Here is a 22,897-nt window from a genome sequence, read left to right as displayed (position 1 = left end):
CATTCGTTTGGTTCCACCGCGTGTGCGTGTGCGCGCACGAATATTTGATAATTCAAAAGTTGTGACCCTTGTGACCCTAAACGGGGGAAAATCGTTGAGTTTCCGGGGTTTTTGGCAGGGTCACAACTTTTCATGGTTTGGTGAAGTTGTGACCCTGACCGGGTGCGGGCAGCCCAAATGGGCATGCAGGTGTGCGTGTTGTTACCAGCCGCCACGGTCGCCTCCGTGGTCGTCGCGGGAGTCCTCGACGGCGCGCAGACCGACGCCGGCGTAGTAGCGGATGCCGTTGATCTTGGGTGCGTCGCGGCCTGCCTTGATGCCGTGTCGTGAGAGCTGTGTGGGGAAGGCGCGTCCCTGGACGGCTTTCTCGCCGTTGGCGCCGCACCACTTGTCGTAGGCGGTGCGGAGGTCGGCGATCTTGACGCGCATGTGGTCGGCGTCGGGGCCGATGATGCATTCCTCGTCGAGGAACCTGCCGACGGTGTCGACGCTGGCGGCGTACTCCTTGGTGGCTTCCTTGACGTCCTCTGGCTCCCGCAGACCGCCTTGGGCGTAGTCGGCCGCGCCCCTCGCGATCCATGCCAGGACGGCCGGGCCGTGGTCCCTGGCGAGGATCCCTTGGAGGTCCTCGACGCGTTTCTCGGGCGGGACGGTGTGGAGGAAGGGGATGGATCTGAAGCGGCGCCAGAAGCCGTCCCCGCCGGATTCGACCGCGGGCCGGAAGTTCCCGGCCAGCCAGAGGTGGTGGGTGGGGGTGAAGGTGAAGTCGTCCTGCCTCATGAACCGGGCGGTGAGGGTGTCGCCGCCGGTGAGGAGTTTGACCTTGGCTTCGTCGAACCGGTCGGTTTCGTTGACTTCGGAGCAGAGGACCATGCGGGCCCCACTGAGCCGGGCGATTTCCTGGGTGTGTTGGGCGTAGGAGGAGGCCATGAGGAAGCCGTTGCCGGCGGCTGTGGCGTAGTCGCCGAGGACGGCGCGGACGGTTTCGAGGAACACGCCTTTGCCGTTGCCGCCGGACCCGAACGCGAACGGGAGGATGTGTTCGCGGACGTGGCCGATGGAGGAGTAGCCGACGAGGCGTTGCATGTAGGAGGTGAGTTCGGGGTTGCCGGGGAAGGTGTCGGCGAGGAACCGTTCCCACATGGAGGTGTCGGCGTCGAAGTCGGGGGCGCAGGAGGTCATGCGGGTGTGCAGGTGGGTGGGGTCTGGTGGGAGGAGGACGCCGGTGCGGAGGTCGATGATCCCGTTGGGGGTGTTGAGTTCCCAGCCGTTGGCGTCGAGGGCGTCGATGGGTACCCGGACGTGGGGGTCGGTCTGGGCCATGGCGAGCATGTTGGACGTGCCCAGGGCGGACAGGGTTTTGCGTTTGTGGTTCAGCGCCTGGGTGTCGGTTTCGGGCAGGGCCCGGCCGATGCGTTTGGCGTACTCGCGGGCGCGGCCGCCGTCCTTGTCCTGCCACTGCCAGCGGTGCCCGTCCCAGGCGAGCCACCGGCCGCGTTCGGGGTTGAAGCGGAGCACGTCGCCGTACTGGTCGATGAGGGCCGCGGCGTTGCCGTCCTCGGAGCGGAGCAGGGTCCCGTCGGCGTCGCGGTGGTCGTCGAGCTGGTGCACGACGGCGAGCGCTGACGTCCCGGCCGTTTCGGTGGCCGGCGTTGCGGGTGGTACGGAGTGCAGCTGCCGCGGCGCGCTGCTGGTGCCGGTGGCTTGGGACCAGGCGGCTGGTAGTTCGGTGACGGGCCGTTTGGGTTCGGCGCCGTGCCCTGCCTTCCGGAGGGCGGAGGCGGCGGCTGCGTGGTCCCCGCCGTGGTGCAGGACCGCGTAGGCGCCGAACTTCGTGTACGGGGTTTCCTGCTCGAACTCGGTCGAGCTGGTGAAGACGTAGAGCCGGTCGCGGTCTTCGGCGTTGCCGGTGGTCGCGGACAGGCCGAGGTTCTTCCCTGGGCGGCGCCAGTACCGGGTGCGGCCGTGCGCGTAGACGAGGGTCCAGCCGGTGAGGATGTCGGCCCAGTCGGTCTTGTTTTCGTAGTCGTCGCCGGGGGTGATGCCCTCGAGGGGGTCGCGCTCGGTGGTGACGTTGAAGGCTTGCTGGGTGGTTTCGGGGGTGTATTCGTTGAGGGTGGCGAGGAGGGAGTGGAAGGCTTCGCGTTCGTCGGGGGTGATGGTGGGGATGGTGGCGGGGCCGCCGGCGACGCGAACCCATCCTTTGCCGGTGGGGTGGACGGGCCCGGCGGAGGGTGCGACGACGACGAATCCGCCCTGGGAGCGGGTCTCGGCGAGGGTTTCTTTGTTCGCGGCTTTGGCGAGTTTGGTGTTGCCGGGGAACTTGTACCCTTCGGGGTAGTCGATCTTGTAGAACCAGTGCCAGCCGCCGGAGGGGGACTGTTCGAGCCAGCCGGAGCACAGCCTCGCCCAGAGGTCGCCCATGCCGGAGTCGGCGGCGAGCTGGGCGATTTCGGGGAGCCGGTCCGCGCCCCGGCCCTCGACTTCGGCCATCTCGATGTTGCCGCTGATGGTGCCGGTGATGATGCCGACGCCGAGGTTGCCGGTGCCGAACCATTCGGCGAGCTTGGTGCGGCTGGCCCGGATGGTCTGGTATTCCTTCCACTGCCCCGATGGGCGTTTCGTCCCGTCGGTCATGACGGGGACCACGCTCAGCCCGGCAGCTTCGAATTCGAGGGCTGCGTCCAGGGTCGTCATCATGCTGCTTGTGTCCTTCAGGTAGCTGTGGGTGGTGTTTCTTGGTGGGTGCATCCGCATTTGCGGATGCCTGGGCCGGGGTCGGAGTATTTGACGGCTCCGCAGGGCGGCCACTGGTCGTCTGGTTCGCCGTGGTGGTGGCCGCATTGGTAGCAGTAGAACCTCGTCATCGAGGGCTCCTTGGGGTCGTTGGCTTCGGGGAGGTTGATGGGTCGGGTGGCGGTGCGGACGGTCATCATGGGATGGGTCCGGTGAGGGCGGTGATGACGGCGCGGGCTTGTTCGCGGTATTGGTCTTTGACCCATTCGGGGAGGATGGTCCACCATTCGGGTTTGGCCAGGGCGGCGGCGGCCCGGTCTATGGCCTCGTCGTCGGTGCGGATCTGGACGGTCGCGGGGAGCGGGCGCCTGTAGTCGGGGTCGCGTACTGAACGGCTCATGCTGCCTCGATTGGCTGGTCGGTGATGGGGTCGCGTTCGGTGATCGCGGTGTACAGGGCCGGGTCGCTGCTACGGAGTGCGGCGATCTTCGCGGTGAGGACCGGGTGCGGGTCCGTATCGTCGGTCATGCCGCCGCCCCCGCCGCGAGGATGAGCAGGTGTTTGTCGAAGGCCTTGCGGATCGCTTCCTGCGTGGCTGGCTGGTCCAGGGGCGTGTAGGTCTCGACGGTCCAGGTGCAGCCGGTGCAGGTGTGCTTGGCCGGCGTCGCGTACTGCGGGTCGATCACGAGCTGGTGGTTGTGCTCGTGCTCGGGGACCTCGGCCAGGGGCGCGTCGGTTTCGAAGGCCCGGCCGCAGGGGCAGCCGGTCAGGTAGCGGCGGAGGTTCCCGGTGCTGATCTCGATGCTCATGCGGCCAGCGCCTTCCGGACGGCTTCTGCCTTATCAGGATCGGCGGGCGGAACTTTGGCGATAAGGTCGTGTCGTCCACGCCGATACAGGGCGCGGGCGATTGTCTCCCACGGCAAACCGATGCGTTCCGAGATCTCATCCCGGCCAGCCCCGGTACCTGCCAGGAACTCAACATCCTCGACGACGGTCTCGCCATTGGCGTGCTTCTTCTTGGTCTCATGTTCCCGCTTCTGCGTCTGGCAGCAGGACTGGCAGAGGTCGTCGCGCTGCCGGAGCGTGGTTCCTGGGTAGTCTGCTGCCTTGGAACCGGCCGGGCGCATGGGCCGCCCGCACGGCTTGCAGATGCCGTAGTCTTTCGTGGCGCGAGGCTTCGGTGCAGGCTTGGGTGGCAGGACCTCGGCGGGGACAGCACGGACCGGTGCCGGGGCGGCGGGTGTGGTGGCCGGCACGGGGATGCCGAGCTTTACGTGGGCGGCGCGGTGTGCCCAGGCGATGCTGGCGTAGGTCGCGGCGACGCGCTTGGGCTTGGCGGTTTCGCGCTGGATGAGGTCGATCACCCATCCGTCGAGGGTGGCGTGCCGGCTGACCTTGGCCCGCGGGAACTTCTTGACGAACGTGCTCATGCTGCTTTCCCTTCTGGTGTCTTTTCGTCTTTGCTGGCAGCGTCTTTCCATGAGTCGCCGCAGCTGCAGCCGTGGAACTTGAGTCCGGCTGCAAGGTGCCAGCTCGCGCTGGTGCAGATGCATAGGTGTCCGGTGTCTGATGGGTTGCCGGTTGCTCCGCAGAGCTTCACCTTCACTGCTGCAGTCATGCCGGGATACCCGTCTGGAACTGGATCTCGGAGAGGTGGCCGGCGTAGATGCGGATGTACCGGTTGGATTTGACGACGACGTCGGACTGGAGCTTGACCAGCTGGGTGGGCTTGGCGTGCCGCTTGATCTGGTCGGCGAGGGTGGCGGCCGCGGCGGCGGCTTCGGCGCGTGCTTCGAGGACGGCGCCCAGGGTGTGCTTGACGGCCTGGGCTTCGATGTTGCGGGCTTCGTCGGCAGTGGCCCAGCGGTTGGTGTAGCCGTCGCCGCCGACCTTGGACAGGTGGAGGGTGCCGTCTGCCTGGACGCGGATGATTTCCCAGCGGGTCTTGCCGGTGCCGACGGTGCAGGTTGCTCCCTGGACGGGTGCGGGGGTGGTGGTTTCGGTGGTCATTGGTTACTCCTGGTCGATCAGTGCTTGCGCGGTTTCATCGAGGATGTCGGCGATCATGTTGCGGACTCCGGAACCGCCGGCCTCGTAGCCGTGCCGGAGTTTGTCGGCGGCCCTCAGCAGGTACTCGTATTCCTTGCTGCCCTCTGCCTTGGTAGGGAGTGTGGGCGCCGAGATGGTGACAGTCTTTGGCCGAGGAGCAGGCGCCGGGATGGCCGCGAGCCCAACGCGCTGCAGCACCTCCTGCTGGATCTCCGCGCACTTTTCGATGGTCAGGCCTACCCCTTTGCCATCGGGCATGACGACGGGTTGCATGAGCGCGATGAGGTTGGCGGTGCGCTGCTCGTAAGCGAGCGCCAGGCTGGCCTGCGCGACGACGAACGCTTCTGCTTCGACTTCGGCGTAGTTGGCGTCCCGGTGGTGCGGGTTGCCGGGGAGTGGAAGGGCCATTGCTGTGGCTTCCTTTCGGTCGGTGAGGTTTGGTTTTGCTTTCGCGGGGGACTGCCCGGATTCGAACCGGGCCCCGGTGCCTACTTCCGCAGGGGGAAATTGGTTTCAGCGGTGGGTTGCCTACCAGTCCCAGGTGCTGCCGCGTCCCCCAGGCGCAAAAGGCCAGGTGACGAGGGCGCGGCAGTCAGGGGTGCGCTAGCTGATAGCGCGGATAGCAGCGACCGCCGCGGCGGGGGCACCGGTCGTCTGCTGGATCGTGGCGTCGTCCATGCCCTGGGCGATCAGCGCCTGGATCTGGACCGCGTCCACGCCGCCCTGCTGCGGCGCGGCAGCCGGGGCCGGGGCCTGCTGGGCGGCGATCTCACCGGTGGTGGTGTTGACCTGCACCGGCGGCTGGTAGGCCTGTGCCTGCTGCTGCGCGGGGGCCTGAGCCCACGACGGCGGCGCTGCCTGCTGCTGGGCAGGGGGCGCAGGGTTCCACTCGTTGTACTGCTGCGCCGCCGGCTGCTGTACGGCCGGCGCCTGCTGGGCCTGTGCCTGGAACGCGCCGCCGCCCGGGGCCGGGGCCTGGTACTTCGCCGCGTACAGCTTGCGGGGGTTCTGCGGGTTCTTCGACTCCGGGTCGAACTGGGTGAAGGTCAGGGCGAGGAACCCGCCCGGCAGTGGCGACTCCACACCAGCCTGCTCGCACGCGTCGATGATGGCCGCCAGCGGGCCGCCGGCCTTCTGGTTCACCGTGACCACGATGGTCCGTTGGCCGGTGTCCTCGGGGTCCTGCGGGTCCCGGTCCTGCGTCTGCACGGTGATCCAGACCTCCATGACGGGGTCGCCGGAGGGCCAGAAGTCCAGTTCCCTGGGGGCCTTGGGGTCCGGGTTCCACTTGGTGGCCTGCTTCTGGTCGCTGATCTCGGTGATCGTGCCGGCCACGGTCGCGCCGGGGGTAGCGAACTTGGCGAACTTGCCGCTGCTGCGCTTCTTGAATACTGAGGTGTCCATGCTGTTCTCCTGTTACTTGATGGGTGTTAGCGCCGAGCGAATGCGTTCGACTGTTGTGCTTCGGCGACTTTGTTTGCCGGGGCGCACCACGGGCAAAACCGGTCGTCGCATGCTGGGTACAGGCTGAGTGCCTGTTCAAGCCCGATGGCCTGCAGGAGGCCGTCGAGCTGGTTCATGCGCGCCAGGGCGTTCAGCGCGATGTTCTCGTTGTACGGCTCGGACCAGACGTAGGAGTCGGTGAGTTCGCCGTCGCGGGGGATGAAGAAGATCATGACGAGGTCCACGGGCCAGCCCTCCATGGCCCAGCCGCGCCCGTAGAGGTGCGCCTGGGTGCGGTACTGCGCGGACGGGCCTTTGGACCGGTAGTGCTTCAGCCGGGACGGGCCGACGAACTTCCAGTCGCCGACGGCGTGGCCCCAGGCGTCGAAGAGGTCGGTGGATCCGGTGTGGTCCTCGCCGCCGATCTGCCCGACTACGACGGACTGTTCGCACAGCCACCGGTTCTCCTCGGACGAGCCTGCGGCGGCGGCCTTGGTGAACCAGCGTTCCTGCTGGTCGTGCAGGGCTGTGCCGACCTGGGGTTTCCATGCGGGCCCGCGGTCCGGTTCGGGGATGCGGGCGAGCTTGTGGAGGATCCGGCGGTTGCATTCGATGCCCATCTCGGACGGGCCGATGCGCTTCTGCAGGGAGCGGGGCTGGTTGACCATGGCCTCGATCATGATGTCGAACGCCTGGTCGGCGATGCCCTTGGCCCGGTCCTTCAGGTCGTGCTCGGCGTCGAGGTAGTAGGAGTGCTTGTGCCGCACCCCTTCGGAATTAACGAGGGTCATGCCTTGCTCCTGCCAGCTGCCCACAGCTCGTAAAGGCGGTGACCCAGGCCGAGGATCTGCCAGGCCGCCATGAACCGCATGTAACCGGCCCACCCGGGCTGCCGGTTGGCCTGCCGCAGCTGGATGACGAAGGCGACCAGAGGGAGCACGACCCACATGGCCACGCGCACCGCGCCCAGGACGCGGCTGTCCTGCTGCTTGTCTTTCGCTTCGGCCGCGCTCACTTGACGGTGACCTTCGGGTCGCCGGTGCCGGCCGCCATGAACTGGTCCTTCAGCTTCGGCGGCAGCGCCGCGGTGTCGATAACGGCCTTGTACAGGGCGGGGTTCATCTCGACCGGATACGAGGCCATGAATGCCTTGGAGTCGAAGGACCGGGCCGGGTTGCTGATGGTGACCTTGATGTTCCCGAAGGTGTGCGTGCCGACGGGAAGGAGCTGGCGGACCTTGGCCTTGAGAGAGTCGATCTCCGCGGCATGCTTCTTGGCCTCCGCTGCCAGCGCCGCCATGTCAGCTTCGTGGCCGGCGATCAACGAGGCAATCCAGGTGACCTGTTCTTCGACCGTGCCCGCGGGGATCTCGGGGAGGATGTTGACTTCGATGACGTTCTCGGTGCTCATGCGGTGATGGTCCTGTTCTGGTTCGTGGTGATGCGGGCTTCGATGGTTTTGCTGAGGTTGACCAGGGCCGTCTCGGCTGCCTGCTGCGCGGCGGCGACGCGGTCCCATTCGGCCTGGAAGGCGTTCACCGGAGGATCTCGGCGAACCGTGGGGCCTTGGTGATGTTGTCCCGGTAGAAGGCCCGGCCTTCGGGGCTGAGGACGTTCCACTCGGCGAGGGTGAGTTCCCAGGCGTAGATGGTGTCGGCCTCCATGGTGGGGAGGTCCGGCCCGGGTTCGGGCTGTGGTTCCTCGCCGGGCCCGTAGGTGATGGCCAGGGCTGCTGCTGCGGCGAAGAGGACGAGGGCGCCGGCGGCCTGGAAGAAGCCGGGGACTTCCCAGAATGCGGTGATCACTTGCGGGCCTTCTTTCCGGGGAGCGGGTCGCGGTGCGCCCGGTGCTTCGCGAAGCCCTTGCGGAGGCGGTTGCGTTCGATGGCTTCCTGCGAGCGCCAGTACCGTTCGGCCCAGGTCTCCATGTAGGGGGTGCCGGTCTCGGCGTGCCGGCCCTGCTTCGTGCTGCTGGTGTCGGCGCGGAAAGCCTCCAGCGCTTCCCTGCCGATCTCGCGCAGCTCGGTGATGGACATGACAGGCGGGCTGCTGGCCAGTGCGTTGCTGATCAAGGTAAACTCCTGGGTGAGGTTGGTTTTATCTCGGTCCCTCGCCTAGTTGCTGCTAGGCGGGGGATTTTTTATTTGAAGGGGTCTGGCTGTTCTTCCTGGGCGGCGTCCGCTTTGTTCCGGTCGCGGACCCAGGCGACGAGCTTGGCGATGTCGTCGTCGTGGAGCATGATGCGGTTCTTGCTGAGTCGGGTGCAGATCCCGGAGGCCCGGACGTACCGGCGAAGTTCTGTGGGTTTCATCCCGAGTTCGGGGGCCACCTGCTCCGGGGTTCGGAATACTTGGGTGGTCATTGTTCAGGCCGCGTCCCGGGCGATGAGTTCGGCGGGGAGGATGTCGGCCAGCTGGAGATCCAACGCTTCGGCTATCTTGCCGAGTTCACTGAGTGTGAAGTCTCCGGTGTTGTTGATCTTGCGGTTGAAGGTGCTGATCGGGATGCCGGCCTTGGTGGCTGTGGCGTTTTTGGAAGTTCCTTTAGAAAGGATCCCCAGCAGGATGTTCCGGTTTGTCGCTGTAGTAACAGCGGTGTAGTTCGTTGCCATGTGAACAAGTTACATCCCATATGGGAAGGATGCAAGTAGTTCGGGATGGGAAATGCGAGTACAGGTACGTAGTCGGATGCGTTGTCATTCGGGTACAAACGTGCAAGATTGGCGCAGGATTTCCCATACTGACTTGTTAAGTGCCCAAACGGCACATAAAGTTGCCGTTATGGGAAATTATGGATCGGATATCCAGGCGGCCATCGCCACACAGATCAAAGCCGAGATGGCAGCCAAGGACTGGAAGCAAGCGGACCTGTCCAAGGCCACGGGAATAGTCGGCAGCACGCTCTCGCGCTACCTGGCCGGCGGCCGCGACATCCCGCTTCCCGTATTCGCTGAGATCGCCCAGGCGCTGGGCCTGTCGATGATCGAGCTGGCCCAGCGCGCAGAGCGCCGGCTAAAGGCGAAGGACGTCCTCTAGCTTCAGTCCATGCAGCTCCGCCAGGGACCCCGCTTCACGAATCGTGAGCGGGGTCCCTGCATTTTTCCTGGCGTCCACGTCCTCGGGAGCCAGCTGCCACGCATCACAAAGCGTGGCGGTTGGCGTAGCGGAGGCGAGCTGAATGACGCGCTGAAAGTGCATGTGTGTATCCCCAGTTATTCGAATAGATATTCTAATGACGACACCATAAAGCATGATGGCGACAACATGGGGGCGAGGCCGGCTGCGTGAACTTCCCCCTGGTCCAATTATGACCCATATGGGTCACTACTCTCGGGTAGCTACTAGTCAGCGGCTCATGGGCCGAGTAGGTTTGAATCGCGGCAGTAGTGACCCATATGGGTCACCGTCCCATATGGGTCGGTGCCGCGCCGTTCAGCACGTTCGCAGCCTACGGACGGATAGCATCATGAGCATGCCCTCAGGTAAACAGCCGGCCCCCGGCCCTCTCGCGCGCGCCTTTTCCGCGCACGTACGGGAGGTTATGGAGGACGCCCGGGTCACCACCCAGGCGCTGGCGAAGGAGTCGGGCCTGTCCCGGACCTACCTAGGCAAGCGGCTCCGCGACGAAGTCCCGTTCACGCTCAATGACGTGGAGGCGATCTGCCGGGCGCTGCGGATCGACGTCCCGAAGCTCTGACCGGCCATCAAATTTCCCTGACATAGGGGCCCCTGACGATAAGGTCTAGGGGCCTTTTTCATGCCCCCGAAATTGTTGGCGCGGCCAACAAGGGACCGCACAGGTCCGCTATGGGTCGTGCAACTTCCGCATGATTCCGGGGATTACAGAAAGAACAGGCCCGAAAAAATGGCCTGTAGGGGTTTTCAATTCCCCCCATCTCCACATTTGTGGTGAGTCGGGACATCCTTCACGGATGAGTCGAGTCATCGGTAACACCCCGGTCTTTGGACCGGGGTGTTTTTCTTTGCCGCGCGCCCTGCAGGCCTAAGTGCCCTGGAAATGCCCCTTCGGACTGCTGTAGCTTCGACGCCATGCACAACGATCCGCCGCAAACGCCCACCGAAGTACTCGATGCCCCGGCGTGCTGGGACCTCCTCCGCGGCGTCCCGGTGGGCCACCTCGCAGTGCTCGTCGACGGGTACCCCGAGGTCTTCCCGGTCAACTACAAGGTGGATCACGAATCCGTGGTCTTGCGCACGGGCGAAGGAACAAAGCTTCGCGCCGCGGCCGGCCCGCTGGCCGTCGCGCTTGAGGCGGACGGCCTGGACGACGCCACCCATAAAGCCTGGAGCGTCCTCATCAAAGGCAAGGCCACCATCCTGGAACCAACAGAGCAGCTCCTGGCCGGCGTCGGCCTCACCCTTTTTCCCTGGCAGGCGGGAGACAAGGACTACTTCGTGCGCGTTGTCCCCACCTCCGTTACGGGACGGCGCTTCACGGTGACGTCGCCGCTGACGTGGTGGAACCACGTACGGCAGGCAGGCCCTTAAAGGACAGGGTGCCGGACGGCGGCAAGGCGGGCAGGCCCTACGGCCCTGTCCAAAACCCCTGCCGTGCTGGTAGCACTGACCTATGATCGGGTCGCCCACCGCAGTTGCCGCCAGGCCGCCATTCGATGCCGTGATTTTCGACCTGGACGGAGTGGTCACCAACACTGCGCTGGTCCACCAGGCCGCATGGAAGGATGCCTTCGACCGGATCCTGCAGGACCCGCGGGTACCGGCCGGCGCCAACCGCGCACCGCTCACCAGGGACGACTACCTCACCTTCATCGATGGTCTGCCGCGCGAGCAAGGGGTGGTGAATTTCCTCGCTGCCAGGGGAGTGCAGGTGGAACGGGGCTCGGAGCAGGATGAACCCGGGGCATGGACCGGGTTTGGCCTGGGCGCCCTGAAGAACGAGCTCTTCCTCAAGCACCTGAAGCAGGACGGCGTCCAGACCTACCCGGGGACGCTGCGGCTGCTCGAGCGGCTGTCAGCGGCAGGCGTCCCCACAGCGGTGGTGACGTCGAGCCGGAACGCCGGACGTGTCCTGGACGCCGCGGGAGTCACGCAGCTCTTCACGGACGTGGTGGACGGTACGACGGCGGCCGGGCTGGGTTTGCAGGGCAAACCGGCACCGGATGTGTTCCTCGCGGCAGCGTCACGGCTGGGTGTGCCACCGGCGCACACCGTGGTGATCGAGGACTCCGCCGCCGGTGTCGAGGCCGGACGGCGCGGGGGCTTCGGCCTCGTCGTTGGAATCGACCGCAGCGGCAGCCGCCGCCAGTTGGAGGCCGCCGGGGCCGGGACCGTACTGAACGATGTGGGCGAGCTCGACCTCGGGCTGGTCATCGGCAATGCCTGGCACCTCGTCTATGAAGGGTTCGATGCCGGGCACGAAGGCCACCGGGAAGCGCTGACGACGCTGGGCAACGGCTACATGGCCGTCAGGGGAGCCGCCCCGGAAGGGGGTTCGTTCAGCTACGCGGGAATGTACCTGGCCGGCGTCTACAACCGGGTCACGGTGCAGGCGGCCGGCGAGATCCTGATGGAAGAACACATGGTCAACGCCCCGGACTGCCTGTCCCTGGATGTGCGTCTGGCCGGCCAGCCATGGTGGTCCGAGGGTGGCCTGACTGCGGTGCGGGAGCGGCGCGTCCTCGACCTGAAGAAGGCCGTCCTGGAGCGGCGCCTGCTGCTGGAAAGCGCGGACCGGCGGCGCATGGAAGTGGTGCAGACCAGATTTGTGTCCATGGCCGAAGCACACCTGCTGGCCTTGGAAACCACCGTCACAGCCCGCGGCTGGAGCGGCACCCTTGAGGTCCGCAGCGGCATCAATGCCGGTGTCCGCAACGCGAACCTGCCCGAGCGGGCGCGGGGCTCGGACGTCCATCTGGCTGACAGGACCCCCGACGGTCCGGGGCACGGACATGATGCCACGTTCGTCGTCGAGGCGGAAACCACCCAAAGCCTGATCCGCATCGCGGCGGCATCACGCACCTGTATTTCCACGGAACCGGGCCCCGGGGAGGGCGGGAGGAAGAAGGCGCTCCATTTCCAGTCCTTCAGGATTCCGCTCACCGACGGGGCGCCGGTGCGGATCACCAAGACGGTAGCTGTCGTGACGTCGCGCGACCGTGCCATCTCGTCCCCGGAATCAGCGTCGCGGGCTGTCCTGGCCCGCACGGGGGACGACTTCGACAACCTCCTTTCCGCCCACCACGAGGCATGGCGGCGGGAACTGGAACCCTTCCTGGTGGACATCGACGCACCGGTCCAGGTACGCCTGGTGCTGAACCTGCACATCTTCCACCTCCTGCAGACCCTGACGCGCCACACGGCTGAACTTGACGCCGGGGTCACAGCCCGCGGCCTTCACGGCGAGGGCTACCGCGGCCACGTCTTCTGGGATGAACTGTTCGTGCTGCCGTTGCTGACTTCCCGGACCCCCGGCGTCGCCCGCTCGCTGATCGAGTACCGGTGGCGCAGGCTCCCCGCGGCCCGCTACGCCGCCGCGCAACGGGGGCATGCCGGAGCCATGTTTCCCTGGCAAAGCGGCAGCGACGGCACCGAGGAAACACCGAAATGGCTGTATAACGAGCGGTCCGGACGTTGGGTGAAGGACCACTCGCACCTCCAGGTGCACTCCGGCCTGGCAGTTGCCTTCAACGCCTGGCAGTACTTCCAGGCCACCGGAGACAAGATCTGGCTCCTGCAAAAAGGTGCTGAACTGGTGATCGACGTGGCCCGGTTCTTCGTTTCCCTCGCAGAATACGATCCCCAGGCCGACCGGTACCACGTGCGCGGCGTTGTGGGACCGGACGAATACCACACAGGCTATCCAGGCAGCGACACGCCTGGCCTGGACGACAACGCCTACACGAACGTCATGTCCGCCTGGGCATGTGACCAGGCGTCAGGCATCATGTCCTTCTTCAACGGAAGCGAGCGTGCCGGGCTCATGGAGCGGCTGGGCGTGACCGAAGCAGAGGTGGTCGGGTGGGACCGCATGGGCGCCAGGATGTACGTCCCCATCCATGCCGACGGGGTCATCAGCCAGTTCGACGGCTACGAGCAGCTGCGGGAACTCGATTGGGAACGCTACCGCAATACCTACGACAGCATTGAACGGCTGGACCTGATCCTGGAAGCCGAGGGGGACGGGACCAACAGCTATAAGCTCGCCAAACAGGCCGATGTCCTGATGCTTCCCTACCTGCTGGGCCACGAAGGCCTGGTCGGCATCATGCAGCGGCTCGGTTACGCGTTCTCGCAGGAACAGCTCAACCGGACCATCGAGTACTACCTGGCGCGCACGGCGCACGGTTCCACCCTGAGCCGGGTTGCGCACGCTTCCGTCCTCGCCGCGCTGGACGCCGACCGGGCGTGGGACAGCTTCCGCGAAGCGCTCGACGCCGACCTCGACGACACCCAGCACGGCACCACACGGGCGGGGATCCATCTGGGCGCAATGGCCGGCACCATCGACGTGGTGCAGCGCAGCTTCGCGGGCCTGCGCTTCAGCGGGGACACGATCCTGTTCGCACCCAACCTGCCCACCGGTCTGCGCGCCGTCGGATTTGAAGTCCTGTACCGGGGACACAGGCTGAAGATCCATCTGACGGAGGGGCGTGTGAGCATTGCGTCTGCGCCGGGCAACGCCGGCCCCATCACTGTGCGCGTGCACGGCAGCAGCCTGGTCCTGCCCCCGGGCCAGGCCCGGCACGTCGCGCTGAACGCCCGGGCGCCGGGGGCGGCGGCGTCATGAGGCAGCTGGGAATCCTGACCAGCGGAGGCGACTGCCCGGGCGTGAACGCGGTGATCCGCGGCGCCGTCCTGGGCGGAGCAGTGGCGCACGGATACGGGTTCGTGGGTTTCCTCGACGGATGGCGGGGCGTCCTGGAGCAGGACGTCGTCCCCCTGCCCAGGACCGCCGTCCGCGGCATCTCACGCCTTGGCGGCACCATCCTGGGGACGTCGCGGACCAACCCCCTGGCCGGGGACGGGGCCGGCGCGGTCCGTGCGGGCCTCCGCCGCAACCAGCTCGAGGGCCTGATTGCCATCGGCGGTGAAGGGACCCTCGCAGCCGCCCGGGAGCTGAACAACCAGGGCATCAACGTCGTGGGGGTTCCCAAGACCATCGATAACGACCTGGGCGCCACGGACTACACCTTCGGCTTCGACTCGGCGGTGCAAACCGCCACGGAGGCCATCGACCGGCTGCGGACCACCGGGGAGTCGCACCACCGGTGCATGATCGCCGAGGTCATGGGCCGGAACGCCGGCTGGATAGCGCTGCACGCCGGCATGGCTTCCGGGGCGCACGCCATCCTGATCCCGGAACATCCCGTCTCCCTGGACCAGGTCTGCGGCTGGGTATTGTCGGCGCGTGACCGCGGACGGGCACCGATGGTAGTGGTGGCTGAAGCGTTCGCACCCGTGGGCCACGACGCACCCTACGCACCGCGCGGGCTCGATACCTTCGGCAGGCCACGCCTCGGCGGCATTGGCCTCTTCCTGGAGGAGGAGCTGCAGAAACGGACGGGGATCGAAACGCGGGCCACCATCCTGGGCCATATCCAGCGCGGCGGTGAGCCCACTGCCTTCGACCGGGTCCTCGCCACCAGGCTGGGCCTGGCCGCTGTCGAAGCAGCAGCAGCGGGCAAGTGGGGCACCATGGTGGCACTCCGCGGCACCGACATCGTCAACGTCGGGCTGGAAGAGGCGCTCGGAGCCTTGAAGACGGTGCCGGAGTCCCGGTACCAGGAAGCCGCCGTCCTTTTTGGGTGAGAAGCCCGTCGGGTGGGCTGGTTCAGCGGTCCCGGTGTTACCGGGGTTGCTGGGCCGGACGGACCCGCAGCACCGCCGATCCGGTGATCCGGTCCGCTGCCAGGTCCTCCAGCGCCGTGTCCGCGGCGTCGAAAGGGTAAACGGTGGTGGTCAGGGAAACGGGAATCCGCGCGGCGAGTTCCAGGAATTCGTGCCCGTCGGCCCGCGTATTGGCCGTCACGCTCCGCACCTGGCGTTCGAAGAAGAGCTCGGAGGCGTAGTCCAGCGCCGGGATGGCACTGAGGTGGATCCCGGCGATGGCCAACGTGCCGCCCCGGTCGAGGGCGCGCAAGGCAACCGGCACAAGGTCACCTGCCGGAGCGAACAGGATGGCCGAGTCCAGCGGGGCCGGCGGAACGTCGTAGGCGTCGCCGACGTACGTTGCGCCCAGTGCCCGGGCCAGCGAACGTGCCTTCTCGGAGCGGGTCATGACAAAGACCGAAGCGCCTTGGTGGATCGCCAGCTGCGCGGTGATGTGCGCCGAACTGCCAAAGCCGTAGACACCCAGCCGCCCGCCCGCCGGCAATGCGGCGCGCTTCAGGGCGCGGTAGCCGATGATGCCTGAGCACAGCAACGGGGCGGCTTGCTCATCTGTGAAGGACGGGGGCACCGGGTAGGCGAAATCCTCCAGGACCGTGAGCTGCTCGGCGTAGCCGCCGTCCCGGTCCCAGCCGGTGAAGACCGGCAGGGAACAGAGGTTCTCATCGCCGCGGCGGCAGTATTCGCACCGGCCGCAGACTCCGCCGAGCCAGGCCACGCCCACCCTGTCACCGGGACGGAAACGGCTGCAGTCCGCCCCCATGCCGATGACGACGCCTACCGCTTCATGTCCGGGTACCACGTGCGGGTGATGCGGTGCCAGGTCCCCTTCCGCCAGATGCAGGTCGGTGCGGCAGATACCGCAGACACTCACTTCCACCAGCAGCTCGCGGGGACCCGGTTCCGGAGTGCCGCGCTGCCCCCGCACCAGTGGACGGCCGGCTACCGGGCCGGGTTCGCCTACCCACCAGGCAAGCACGCCGCCACCCGCGTGGGTTATTCGAAGCCTGCGCGGGTGGCATCATCCAGGGATGAGCGCCACAGCAGGGGGGCATTCATGGTGAAGCGCCTCCCGGTGATGGACTCCGGAACGATCCGGATGAAGTGCTCCTGCCCCACGCCCTGCCACGGAAACATCGCTCGGCGGATGGTGTCCAGGTCGGGGCCGGTGGGCGTTGTTTCGGCGGCTTTGCCCTTGACCACGACGCTCCAGGCAAGGCCAAACTCCGAGCTGACGGCGTCTGCCTCCAGAGCCACGGTCGCATCAGACCGGATGGCCTGTTCCTTGGTGCCGCCGCCCGTCCGGAAAACCAGGCTCTGCCCGTCAACCTTGTAGTTCACCGGAAACACGTCGGGATGGCCGTCCACCATGACAGCCAGCCGCCCCACTCCGGTTTGGGAGAGGAGCGTCCAGCACTCTTCGGGATCGAGGATCTCTGGCTCGGGAATGTTGTTCGTGTCGCTCATAGGCCACAGCGTAGGCGGACCGCATCCGGGCAGGAAGGGCATAAAGGCCCGGCCCTTGCATCCGGGCCGTGATGGTTACAGCCAGTCAGCGGAGAAATCGACCGGCGGCCACCACCTGGTGCGTGGCTTTACCGCGAACCTTCGGCCGCTGATCTCGGTGGGGGTGATGGTGACGAGGTGTTCCTTGTTCCCTGGCGCCCAGGGTTCGCGGTCGGCGTCGGAGGCCGGAAGCTGCATCCGGGTTTCATCAAAGGGCTCCGGCCTGCCCTTGGCCACCACGCTCCAGGCCTCCGTGGCGTAGGGATTGAGCCCGTCAACCTCAAAGGCGGCCACCGCCCCGGTGAGCAGCGCACGCAGCTTGGTGCCCGGGGCCGTGCGGAACAGCAGCATCCGGCCGGCAACCATGAAATTCACGGGGAAGATCTCCGGCACGCTGCCGTTGATGACCGCCAGCCGACCGACGTAGGAGGACTGAAGGTACCGCCAGCATTGTTCGGCGTCCAGGACTTCCGTCGGCGGCCCGGTGTGGGAATCACTCATGCTACCGATCCTAGGGGCTGGGCAACCGGCGCGCACCGGACCTTCGGCGTTCACCCATGGCGTAGCGGCATCGGGACTTGTCCGCCCGCTTCCGGCGTTCTTTTGCTTAAGGACCCGGTCCGGGCAGGAAGCCCGGCTCCGGGAGCGGCAGAAAGCTGGAGGTGCGCCATGGAGCAGGCGCGGGAACCCATCCCCGGAAATGATGAAGTCCTCGACGCGTACTCGCAGACGGTAATGCGGGTCGCTGCGGCCGTGACGCCGCACGTGGCAGCCATCGAAATGACCGCGGGCCGGCGCAACGGCCGGATGCGGGTGGGAGCCGGTTCGGCGGTGCTCTTCACCGAGGACGGCTACCTGCTCACGAACTCCCACGTTGTGGCAGGAACCAGGGAGGGGCACGCGGTCTTTGCCGACGGCAGCAGGATGGAACTTGAGCTCGTGGGCGCCGACCCCTTGTCGGATCTCGCGGTGGTCCACGGCTCGCGGCCCAAGGTTGCGCCGGCCGAATTCGGCGCGGCGGAGACCCTGCGTGTCGGCCAGCTGGTGGTCGCCGTCGGAAACCCGCTCGGCCTGGCCGGGTCCGTGACCGCGGGCGTGGTGAGCGGGCTGGGCCGCGCCATTCCCGTCTGGTCAGGCGGCAACCGGCGCGTCATTGAAGACGTGATCCAGACGGACGCTGCGTTGAACCCGGGGAACTCCGGCGGAGCGCTGGCGGACACCCATGCCAGGATCGTAGGCATCAACACGGCCGTGGCCGGTGCCGGGCTGGGACTGGCCATCCCGATCAATGCCACCACCCGCAGGATCATCTCGGCGTTGCTGTCCGATGGCAGGGTCCGCCGGGCCTACCTGGGCCTGGTCAGCACGCCCATGCAGCTCAATGCCAGCGCCGTGGTGCGCACCGGACACCGGGAAGGCCTGCGGGTGGTGGAAGTGCTGCCCGGTTCGCCGGCCGGCAAGGCGGGCCTGTCCCCGGGGGATATCCTGCTGGCAGCCGGAGGCCAGTCCGTCAGCAACGCCGAGAGCCTGCAGCGGCTGCTGTTCGCCGATGCCATCGGACGCCCGCTCGATATCGCCATCCTGCGCGACGGTGCAGAGATCCACTTGACCGCGGTTCCGGAGGAAATGACCGGCAACGGGGGATGAGCGCAGGGGGCGCGGAACACCACGCGGCGGCAGACGCCGGACTCAGGAGGCGGGCGCCTCAACGTCCGCGATGCCCACGAAACGCGTGCCCACGCCGTCGTACTCGCTGCGGACGAAACCGGGGCGGACGGGCGGAACCTCGGAGGGGGAGTGGTGCGAGCAGACTACGTAGGTGAAGTCCGGCCACCACTTCTTGGGGCGCGCTGCCTCCTCGTACCCGCAGACCGCGCATTCGAGATGCACCCACACCGGCCGCTTCCCCGTCCGGTTGGCCCGGGACTGCACCAGCCACGGCGGGGGATCGTCCAGGATGCCGCGCAGCTCCGCTTCGGTCATCCACTTCGGCAGGCCATGGCGCTGTGCCATCTCCAGGGGAACGTCCAGGGCTATTGCGGCGTCACGTCTGCTGATCATCAGAGTCCACGATACGGGAGCCGGCCAAATCAACCGTCCCGTACCCCGGGATCAGGGGGTGCCCAGGACGCAGCCGGGATGCGGGGTGCTGCTGGAAACCCACAGGGCCGCGGCGATCTCGTCCGCGAGGTCAAAGTCCCGGGCACCGCCGGGCCCGCCGATCCGCACCACCAGCGCTCCGCCGAACGGCCTGCGCCCCACGACCTCCACGTCCGCGTCGAGGTCGATGTCCTCCGCGGCAAGGTAGCGCAGCAGTTCCGGGTTGTCGTCGCTGATCCGGATGATACGTCCCGTATGGCCCTCGTCCAGTTCCGCCAGCAGGTGGGCGCGAGGCATCAGGACCTGCCCGTCCGCGCTGGGGATGGGGTCCCCGTGCGGATCCCGGCTGGGGTTCCCAAGTTTGGCCGCGACGCGTTCGATGAACGTATCCGAGACGGCGTGCTCCAGCAGCTCGGCCTCGTCGTGGACCTCGTCCCAGCTGTAGCCCAGCTGCTGGACGAGGTAGGTTTCGATCAGCCGGTGGCGGCGCACCATGGCCAGGGCGAGGCGCAGTCCGGGCGCGGTGAGCGTGACGGCGCTGTACGGCTTGTGGTCCACCAGGCCCTGGTCCTTGAGTTTGCGGACCATCTCGGACACCGAGGAGTTGGCCACGCCCAGCCGCTGCGCCAGCTGGGAGGACGTGATGGGCTTGTCCTGCCATTCGGTGAATGAGTAGATGACCTTGACGTAGTCCTCGATCGAGGAGGAGGGCGCACTGGTCTTCACAGGTCCAAGCCTACCGGCTTCCGGCGAAGGGGCGTGGCCCGGCGGCCACCGGTGACGATCCGCTCACGCCTTGATGGCCCGCCATGCGAGGGTGAGGTAGGGGAGTTCGAGTTCCTGGGCTTCGGCGTGGCCGAGATGCTCATGCAGGTACCAGTCCAGGTTCGCCAGGACCTTGGCCCGGGTGGCTTCGCCGGCCCGCAGGTAGTAGCTGCGCGATTTGGTGAGCTCCATCAGGTCCGTCGTGGTCACGGTGTCGCGCCAGTGCGTCACGTGCCCTTCGAGCCGGTGGAATTCCGGTCCGACCACAGGCTTGTGGCCGGGGCGGTACACATCCCCGGCGTGCATGATGCGGGACAGTCGGTGGACCCAGGGTACCGAGGTGTCCAGCTGGTTCCAGACCAGGCCGAGTGTCCCCTGCGGGCGCAGGACCCGGGCGAGTTCGGTGCTCGCGGCCAGCGGGTCGCACCAGTGCCAGGCCTGGGCAACGGTGACGACGTCGAAGGCCGCCGCGGGCAGGCCGGTCGCCTCGGCAGTCCCCACCACGGCCGTGGCGGCGGGGCAGTGGGCCTTCAGTTGGGCGAGCATGTCCGCGGAAGGGTCGAGGGCCGTTACCTCCAGCCCCATGGCCAGCAGCAAGGCGGTGAACTTTCCGGTGCCCGCGCCTGCGTCCAGGGCCTGGCGGGCGGTGGCGGGCACCAGCCATTCGGCTGATTCGGCAGGGTATCCCGGCCGGACCCGCTGGTAGTGCCTGCCGCCGTCCTGGAAGCTCTGCCCGAGCTCCTGCCGCCGCCCGTGATCGAGTTTGGGACCACCCCGGACCACGCGTGGCCTCCTTCACCTGCTGCCAGTGGATACATTTCGAATCTACCGCATGGCGGGCAAGGGCGTGGGGCCACCCCCAACCGGGCTTAGTCCTCGGTGCAGGGTGCGGCGCCGGCCGTGCCGGGAGTGTTGGGTGCCCAGTGCGGGTAGGTGCGGAAGTCGTTGGCCGGAACCCAGCGGCCCGCATCCACCACGTAGTCCCAGCCCAGCCCCGTGCTGCGCAGGGTGCGGATGCCGGCGAGGAGGCGCTCGGCGTCCTCCAGCCGTGACCCGACGCCGAAGCTGGCGCGCAGGGAGCCGGACGGCAGCCCCAGCCGCTTCAGCAGTGGGTGCGCGCAGAAGCGCCCGTCGCGCAGGCCCACGCCGTGTTCGGCCGAGAGGTAGGCGGCGACGAGGCCGGCGTCGTAGCCCTCCACGGAGAAGTTGACCACGCCGATGGTGTCCGTGTCCGGGTTGGTGTCCTTGAAGATCTGGTGGACCGTGACGCCCTCGATGTCCTGCAGGCCCTCCACCAGGAAGGACCGGATGGCGGATTCGTGGGCGTGCCAGCGGTCCTGGTCCAGTCCGGCGATGACCCGGGTGGCGCGGGCAAGGGTGGCGGCACCGAGCACGTTCGGTGAGCCCCCCTCGTGGCGGGCCGGGCCGGTGGCCCAGCTGACGCCGTCGAGCCTTGCTTCCTTGACCGCACCGCCGCCGGCGAGGTGCGGGGTGCCGGCGTCGAGCCAGTCGGGGCGTCCCACCAGGACACCGGCGCCGAAGGGCGCGTACAGCTTGTGGCCGGAGAAGGCGAGGTAGTCGATGTCGTCGGCGCTGATGTCGACCCGGCGGTGCGGGGCGAGCTGGGCCGCGTCCACCACGATCCGTGCGCCGTGCTCGTGGGCCAGCGCGGCCAGGGCCCTGATGGGCAGGATTTCGCCGGTGACGTTGGAGGCGCCGGTGACCGCCAGGAGGCTGACGCCGCCCTGTTCAAGCTCGGCGCGTACGGCCTCGACGGTGCCCGCGATGGTGTCGGCGGCGACGATACTGCGGTGCGGCACGCCCTGCCACGGCAGCAGGTTCGCGTGGTGCTCGATGTCCAGGTAGAGAACCTCACCTGCGGGACGGCCGTCGGTGACGGGCAGGCAGCCTGCCAGCAGGTTGAGGGAATCGGTGGTGTTGCGGGTGAAGATGACGGAGTCGCCGGGGCGGCCGCCCACAAAGTCGCGGACGATGCTGCGTGCGTTCTCGTACACCGACGTGCTGATCTGGGAGGCGTAGCCGGCCCCGCGGTGGACGCTCGCGTAGTAGGGCAGGACTTCGTTCAGGTACGCGGAGACCAGGGACAGGGCCGGGGCGGATGCGCCGTAGTCGAGGTTGGCGTACCTGACATGCCCGCCGGTAATCAGGGGAGCCTGGATTTCGGCGCCGGTGACCGCGGCGAGCGGGTGGCCGGCAGCGGCCTGGCGGGCATCGAAGGCGGCCGCAGTGTCGGCGGTGGCAGTGCTGGGGGAGACGGTGGCAGTTGTCACAGAGACCTCACTTGAATCAGGACCCTGACATCACAGGAATCCGCGCTTGCCGCATCCGCTCCGGACCGGCCTGGTCGTCACCCGGGGCACCCCACCGCGAATGGAGGGTTGCCGGCCAGCAAACCGGGGTTTTGCGCTGGCACTCGTGACCTGGATAAAAGCGTAGAACATCGGGCGGCCCGGACTGAAGCCGGGGCAATTGTTAAGGCTTTTGTTACGCAAGCCGAAGAAAACGATGCCGGCCGCCCCAAAAGGAGGCGCCCGGCGTCGTAATCTTCGGCCGCGCTGCGTGCGCGGGCTTTGTCAGAGGAGGTCGTCCAGGCCCGGGTTCAGCCGCCGCAGGACTTCGGAATGCAGGATGGAGTTCGTGGCCAGGGCGTTGCCGCCGAACGGGCCGTCCTCCCCTTCCAGGGAGGTGAAACGGCCGCCCGCCTCCACGACGATGGGCACCAGCGCCGCCATGTCGTAAAGGTTCAGCTCCGGTTCGCAGGCAATGTCCACGGAGCCTTCGGCCACCATGCAGTAGGACCAGAAGTCGCCGTAGGCGCGGGTGCGCCACACGTCCTCGGTCAGGCCGAGGAAGTCATCGAGGTTTCCCCGTTCCTTCCAGCCGCTGAGGCTGGAATAGGACAGCGAAGCGTCAGCGAGGCGGGACACGTCGGAGACACGCAGCCGGGTGGCGGCCGCCAGGGAGCGGCCCATGTAGGCCCCCATTCCCTTCGCAGCCCACCAGCGCTTGCCGAGTGCCGGCGCGCTGACCACGCCTACCACCGGTTCGCCCTCGTCCACCAGCGCAATGAGGGTGGCCCACACCGGGACGCCGCGGACAAAGTTCTTGGTTCCATCGATGGGGTCGATGATCCACCGCCGCGAGCCGTGGCCGGTGCTGCCGAACTCCTCGCCGAGGACGGCGTCGCGCGGGCGTGAACGGGACAGCTGGCCGCGGATGGCTTCCTCTGCGGCCTTGTCCGCGTCGGTGACCGGCGTCAGGTCCGGCTTGGTCTCGACGTGGAGGTCCAGGGCCTTGAAGCGGCTCATGGTCTGGTCGTCCACGGAGTCGGCCAGGACGTGGGCCAGGCGCAGGTCGTCGTTGTAGGTGGAGGCGGGTTGGATCATGGTTCCAAACTACCGTCTGTCCCG

General features: G+C 67.2%; 30 protein-coding genes and 1 riboswitch. Of the genes, 6 read left to right on the top strand and 24 right to left on the bottom strand.

Translation table 11 applies throughout. The annotated features are described in order from the left end of the window. Positions 1-201: 201 nt before the first annotated feature. From ACYSM9_RS07315 to ACYSM9_RS07240, 16 genes are all read right to left on the bottom strand, one after another. Positions 202-2,700 (bottom strand): phage/plasmid primase, P4 family, encoded by a 2,499-nt coding sequence (locus tag ACYSM9_RS07315; protein ID WP_461856317.1) that lies wholly within the window; start codon positions 2,698-2,700, stop codon positions 202-204. Between the two features lie 232 nt (positions 2,701-2,932). Next, a complete protein-coding gene (locus tag ACYSM9_RS07310) occupies positions 2,933-3,136 on the bottom strand; it encodes a hypothetical protein (RefSeq protein WP_461856316.1) in 204 nt (67 codons plus the stop codon). Further along, positions 3,133-3,264, bottom strand: a complete 132-nt coding sequence (locus tag ACYSM9_RS07305) for a hypothetical protein (RefSeq protein ID WP_461856315.1) — start codon at positions 3,262-3,264, stop codon at positions 3,133-3,135. The genes ACYSM9_RS07310 and ACYSM9_RS07305 overlap by 4 nt, the downstream gene beginning before the upstream one ends. Beyond that, positions 3,261-3,545, bottom strand: coding sequence for a hypothetical protein (locus tag ACYSM9_RS07300; protein ID WP_461856314.1), 285 nt, complete (start codon positions 3,543-3,545; stop codon positions 3,261-3,263). The genes ACYSM9_RS07305 and ACYSM9_RS07300 overlap by 4 nt, the downstream gene beginning before the upstream one ends. Then, positions 3,542-4,168, bottom strand: coding sequence for a hypothetical protein (locus ACYSM9_RS07295; protein WP_461856313.1), 627 nt, complete (start codon positions 4,166-4,168; stop codon positions 3,542-3,544). The genes ACYSM9_RS07300 and ACYSM9_RS07295 overlap by 4 nt, the downstream gene beginning before the upstream one ends. A 184-nt stretch (positions 4,169-4,352) precedes the next feature. Beyond that, positions 4,353-4,748: a hypothetical protein gene (locus ACYSM9_RS07290; protein WP_461856312.1), complete on the bottom strand. Its 396-nt coding sequence runs from the start codon at positions 4,746-4,748 to the stop codon at positions 4,353-4,355. Positions 4,749-4,751: 3 nt separating this feature from the next. Beyond that, positions 4,752-5,195 (bottom strand): hypothetical protein, encoded by a 444-nt coding sequence (locus tag ACYSM9_RS07285; RefSeq protein WP_461856311.1) that lies wholly within the window; start codon positions 5,193-5,195, stop codon positions 4,752-4,754. A 195-nt stretch (positions 5,196-5,390) separates the two neighbouring features. Further along, on the bottom strand, positions 5,391-6,191 hold the full coding sequence (locus ACYSM9_RS07280) for a hypothetical protein (RefSeq protein WP_461856310.1): 801 nt from the start codon (positions 6,189-6,191) through the stop codon (positions 5,391-5,393). 26 nt (positions 6,192-6,217) lie between these two features. After that, positions 6,218-7,021, bottom strand: coding sequence for a hypothetical protein (locus tag ACYSM9_RS07275; RefSeq protein WP_461856309.1), 804 nt, complete (start codon positions 7,019-7,021; stop codon positions 6,218-6,220). Beyond that, positions 7,018-7,245, bottom strand: a complete 228-nt coding sequence (locus ACYSM9_RS07270; RefSeq protein ID WP_461856308.1) for a hypothetical protein — start codon at positions 7,243-7,245, stop codon at positions 7,018-7,020. The genes ACYSM9_RS07275 and ACYSM9_RS07270 overlap by 4 nt, the downstream gene beginning before the upstream one ends. After that, complete coding sequence (locus tag ACYSM9_RS07265; protein ID WP_461856307.1) at positions 7,242-7,640, bottom strand: hypothetical protein; 399 nt, start codon at positions 7,638-7,640, stop codon at positions 7,242-7,244. Before ACYSM9_RS07265 ends, ACYSM9_RS07270 begins: the two co-directional genes overlap by 4 nt. Beyond that, positions 7,637-7,768 (bottom strand): hypothetical protein, encoded by a 132-nt coding sequence (locus ACYSM9_RS07260; protein ID WP_461856306.1) that lies wholly within the window; start codon positions 7,766-7,768, stop codon positions 7,637-7,639. Before ACYSM9_RS07260 ends, ACYSM9_RS07265 begins: the two co-directional genes overlap by 4 nt. Next, a complete protein-coding gene (locus ACYSM9_RS07255; RefSeq protein ID WP_461856305.1) occupies positions 7,765-8,034 on the bottom strand; it encodes a hypothetical protein in 270 nt (89 codons plus the stop codon). The genes ACYSM9_RS07260 and ACYSM9_RS07255 overlap by 4 nt, the downstream gene beginning before the upstream one ends. Then, positions 8,031-8,300, bottom strand: a complete 270-nt coding sequence (locus ACYSM9_RS07250) for a hypothetical protein (protein ID WP_461856304.1) — start codon at positions 8,298-8,300, stop codon at positions 8,031-8,033. Before ACYSM9_RS07250 ends, ACYSM9_RS07255 begins: the two co-directional genes overlap by 4 nt. A 68-nt stretch (positions 8,301-8,368) precedes the next feature. Then, positions 8,369-8,590, bottom strand: coding sequence for a hypothetical protein (locus ACYSM9_RS07245; RefSeq protein WP_461856303.1), 222 nt, complete (start codon positions 8,588-8,590; stop codon positions 8,369-8,371). A 3-nt stretch (positions 8,591-8,593) separates the two neighbouring features. Next, positions 8,594-8,839 (bottom strand): helix-turn-helix domain-containing protein, encoded by a 246-nt coding sequence (locus ACYSM9_RS07240; protein ID WP_461856302.1) that lies wholly within the window; start codon positions 8,837-8,839, stop codon positions 8,594-8,596. A 169-nt stretch (positions 8,840-9,008) separates the two neighbouring features. Between ACYSM9_RS07240 and ACYSM9_RS07235 the strand changes: the two genes are divergently transcribed. The 5 genes from ACYSM9_RS07235 (at position 9,009) to ACYSM9_RS07215 (ending at position 15,017) form a co-directional block, all read left to right on the top strand. After that, positions 9,009-9,263, top strand: coding sequence for a helix-turn-helix domain-containing protein (locus ACYSM9_RS07235; protein WP_461856301.1), 255 nt, complete (start codon positions 9,009-9,011; stop codon positions 9,261-9,263). Positions 9,264-9,693: 430 nt separating this feature from the next. Further along, entirely contained in the window at positions 9,694-9,924 is a 231-nt protein-coding gene (locus ACYSM9_RS07230; RefSeq protein WP_461856300.1) for a helix-turn-helix domain-containing protein, read from the top strand. Positions 9,925-10,277: 353 nt separating this feature from the next. Next, positions 10,278-10,736, top strand: coding sequence for a pyridoxamine 5'-phosphate oxidase family protein (locus ACYSM9_RS07225; RefSeq protein WP_461856299.1), 459 nt, complete (start codon positions 10,278-10,280; stop codon positions 10,734-10,736). A gap of 82 nt (positions 10,737-10,818) precedes the next feature. Beyond that, a complete protein-coding gene (locus ACYSM9_RS07220; protein ID WP_461856298.1) occupies positions 10,819-13,995 on the top strand; it encodes an HAD-IA family hydrolase in 3,177 nt (1,058 codons plus the stop codon). After that, positions 13,992-15,017 (top strand): ATP-dependent 6-phosphofructokinase, encoded by a 1,026-nt coding sequence (locus ACYSM9_RS07215; RefSeq protein ID WP_461856297.1) that lies wholly within the window; start codon positions 13,992-13,994, stop codon positions 15,015-15,017. The genes ACYSM9_RS07220 and ACYSM9_RS07215 overlap by 4 nt, the downstream gene beginning before the upstream one ends. A gap of 37 nt (positions 15,018-15,054) precedes the next feature. Here the strand turns inward: ACYSM9_RS07215 and ACYSM9_RS07210 are convergent, their stop codons facing one another. From ACYSM9_RS07210 to ACYSM9_RS07200, 3 genes are all read right to left on the bottom strand, one after another. Continuing rightward, positions 15,055-16,074, bottom strand: a complete 1,020-nt coding sequence (locus tag ACYSM9_RS07210) for a zinc-dependent alcohol dehydrogenase family protein (RefSeq protein ID WP_461856296.1) — start codon at positions 16,072-16,074, stop codon at positions 15,055-15,057. A 17-nt stretch (positions 16,075-16,091) separates the two neighbouring features. Further along, positions 16,092-16,562, bottom strand: a complete 471-nt coding sequence (locus ACYSM9_RS07205) for a pyridoxamine 5'-phosphate oxidase family protein (RefSeq protein WP_461856295.1) — start codon at positions 16,560-16,562, stop codon at positions 16,092-16,094. Between the two features lie 75 nt (positions 16,563-16,637). Next, entirely contained in the window at positions 16,638-17,102 is a 465-nt protein-coding gene (locus ACYSM9_RS07200) for a pyridoxamine 5'-phosphate oxidase family protein (protein WP_461856294.1), read from the bottom strand. A gap of 168 nt (positions 17,103-17,270) precedes the next feature. On the opposite strand from ACYSM9_RS07200, the gene ACYSM9_RS07195 reads away from it, so the two are divergent. Next, entirely contained in the window at positions 17,271-18,248 is a 978-nt protein-coding gene (locus ACYSM9_RS07195; RefSeq protein WP_461856293.1) for a S1C family serine protease, read from the top strand. Between the two features lie 42 nt (positions 18,249-18,290). Here the strand turns inward: ACYSM9_RS07195 and ACYSM9_RS07190 are convergent, their stop codons facing one another. The 5 genes from ACYSM9_RS07190 to hisN all read right to left on the bottom strand — a co-directional run bounded on the left by ACYSM9_RS07190 (position 18,291) and on the right by hisN (position 22,873). Continuing rightward, positions 18,291-18,662, bottom strand: coding sequence for a hypothetical protein (locus ACYSM9_RS07190; RefSeq protein ID WP_461856292.1), 372 nt, complete (start codon positions 18,660-18,662; stop codon positions 18,291-18,293). A gap of 51 nt (positions 18,663-18,713) precedes the next feature. Further along, positions 18,714-19,427 carry a metal-dependent transcriptional regulator gene (locus ACYSM9_RS07185; protein ID WP_461856291.1) on the bottom strand — a complete coding sequence of 238 codons (714 nt, stop codon included), beginning with the start codon at positions 19,425-19,427 and terminating at the stop codon, positions 18,714-18,716. Between the two features lie 63 nt (positions 19,428-19,490). Next, the gene (locus tag ACYSM9_RS07180) at positions 19,491-20,249 is read right to left on the bottom strand and encodes a class I SAM-dependent methyltransferase (RefSeq protein ID WP_461856290.1); all 759 of its coding nucleotides are present in this window, start codon (positions 20,247-20,249) and stop codon (positions 19,491-19,493) included. A gap of 86 nt (positions 20,250-20,335) precedes the next feature. Continuing rightward, positions 20,336-21,757 (bottom strand): aminotransferase class V-fold PLP-dependent enzyme, encoded by a 1,422-nt coding sequence (locus tag ACYSM9_RS07175; RefSeq protein WP_461856289.1) that lies wholly within the window; start codon positions 21,755-21,757, stop codon positions 20,336-20,338. Positions 21,758-21,794: 37 nt separating this feature from the next. Next, positions 21,795-21,908: riboswitch (SAM riboswitch) on the bottom strand. 152 nt (positions 21,909-22,060) lie between these two features. Beyond that, complete coding sequence (gene hisN, locus ACYSM9_RS07170) at positions 22,061-22,873, bottom strand: histidinol-phosphatase (protein WP_461856288.1); 813 nt, start codon at positions 22,871-22,873, stop codon at positions 22,061-22,063. Positions 22,874-22,897: the final 24 nt, after the last annotated feature.

Source organism: Arthrobacter sp. C152 (assembly GCF_054890965.1).
This window is presented reverse-complemented; position numbering and strand designations above follow the sequence as displayed.

Bases quoted from the DNA above. Each gene is read 5' to 3' on its own strand.
- ACYSM9_RS07315 (WP_461856317.1), bottom strand. From the start codon at position 2,700: ATGATGACGACCCTGGACGCAGCCCTCGAATTCGAAGCTGCCGGGCTG.
- ACYSM9_RS07310 (WP_461856316.1), bottom strand. From the start codon at position 3,136: ATGAGCCGTTCAGTACGCGACCCCGACTACAGGCGCCCGCTCCCCGCG.
- ACYSM9_RS07305 (WP_461856315.1), bottom strand. From the start codon at position 3,264: ATGACCGACGATACGGACCCGCACCCGGTCCTCACCGCGAAGATCGCC.
- ACYSM9_RS07300 (WP_461856314.1), bottom strand. From the start codon at position 3,545: ATGAGCATCGAGATCAGCACCGGGAACCTCCGCCGCTACCTGACCGGC.
- ACYSM9_RS07295 (WP_461856313.1), bottom strand. From the start codon at position 4,168: ATGAGCACGTTCGTCAAGAAGTTCCCGCGGGCCAAGGTCAGCCGGCAC.
- ACYSM9_RS07290 (WP_461856312.1), bottom strand. From the start codon at position 4,748: ATGACCACCGAAACCACCACCCCCGCACCCGTCCAGGGAGCAACCTGC.
- ACYSM9_RS07285 (WP_461856311.1), bottom strand. From the start codon at position 5,195: ATGGCCCTTCCACTCCCCGGCAACCCGCACCACCGGGACGCCAACTAC.
- ACYSM9_RS07280 (WP_461856310.1), bottom strand. From the start codon at position 6,191: ATGGACACCTCAGTATTCAAGAAGCGCAGCAGCGGCAAGTTCGCCAAG.
- ACYSM9_RS07275 (WP_461856309.1), bottom strand. From the start codon at position 7,021: ATGACCCTCGTTAATTCCGAAGGGGTGCGGCACAAGCACTCCTACTAC.
- ACYSM9_RS07265 (WP_461856307.1), bottom strand. From the start codon at position 7,640: ATGAGCACCGAGAACGTCATCGAAGTCAACATCCTCCCCGAGATCCCC.
- ACYSM9_RS07245 (WP_461856303.1), bottom strand. From the start codon at position 8,590: ATGACCACCCAAGTATTCCGAACCCCGGAGCAGGTGGCCCCCGAACTC.
- ACYSM9_RS07240 (WP_461856302.1), bottom strand. From the start codon at position 8,839: ATGGCAACGAACTACACCGCTGTTACTACAGCGACAAACCGGAACATC.
- ACYSM9_RS07235 (WP_461856301.1), top strand. From the start codon at position 9,009: ATGGGAAATTATGGATCGGATATCCAGGCGGCCATCGCCACACAGATC.
- ACYSM9_RS07230 (WP_461856300.1), top strand. From the start codon at position 9,694: ATGAGCATGCCCTCAGGTAAACAGCCGGCCCCCGGCCCTCTCGCGCGC.
- ACYSM9_RS07225 (WP_461856299.1), top strand. From the start codon at position 10,278: ATGCACAACGATCCGCCGCAAACGCCCACCGAAGTACTCGATGCCCCG.
- ACYSM9_RS07220 (WP_461856298.1), top strand. From the start codon at position 10,819: ATGATCGGGTCGCCCACCGCAGTTGCCGCCAGGCCGCCATTCGATGCC.
- ACYSM9_RS07215 (WP_461856297.1), top strand. From the start codon at position 13,992: ATGAGGCAGCTGGGAATCCTGACCAGCGGAGGCGACTGCCCGGGCGTG.
- ACYSM9_RS07205 (WP_461856295.1), bottom strand. From the start codon at position 16,562: ATGAGCGACACGAACAACATTCCCGAGCCAGAGATCCTCGATCCCGAA.
- ACYSM9_RS07200 (WP_461856294.1), bottom strand. From the start codon at position 17,102: ATGAGTGATTCCCACACCGGGCCGCCGACGGAAGTCCTGGACGCCGAA.
- ACYSM9_RS07195 (WP_461856293.1), top strand. From the start codon at position 17,271: ATGGAGCAGGCGCGGGAACCCATCCCCGGAAATGATGAAGTCCTCGAC.
- ACYSM9_RS07190 (WP_461856292.1), bottom strand. From the start codon at position 18,662: ATGATCAGCAGACGTGACGCCGCAATAGCCCTGGACGTTCCCCTGGAG.
- hisN (WP_461856288.1), bottom strand. From the start codon at position 22,873: ATGATCCAACCCGCCTCCACCTACAACGACGACCTGCGCCTGGCCCAC.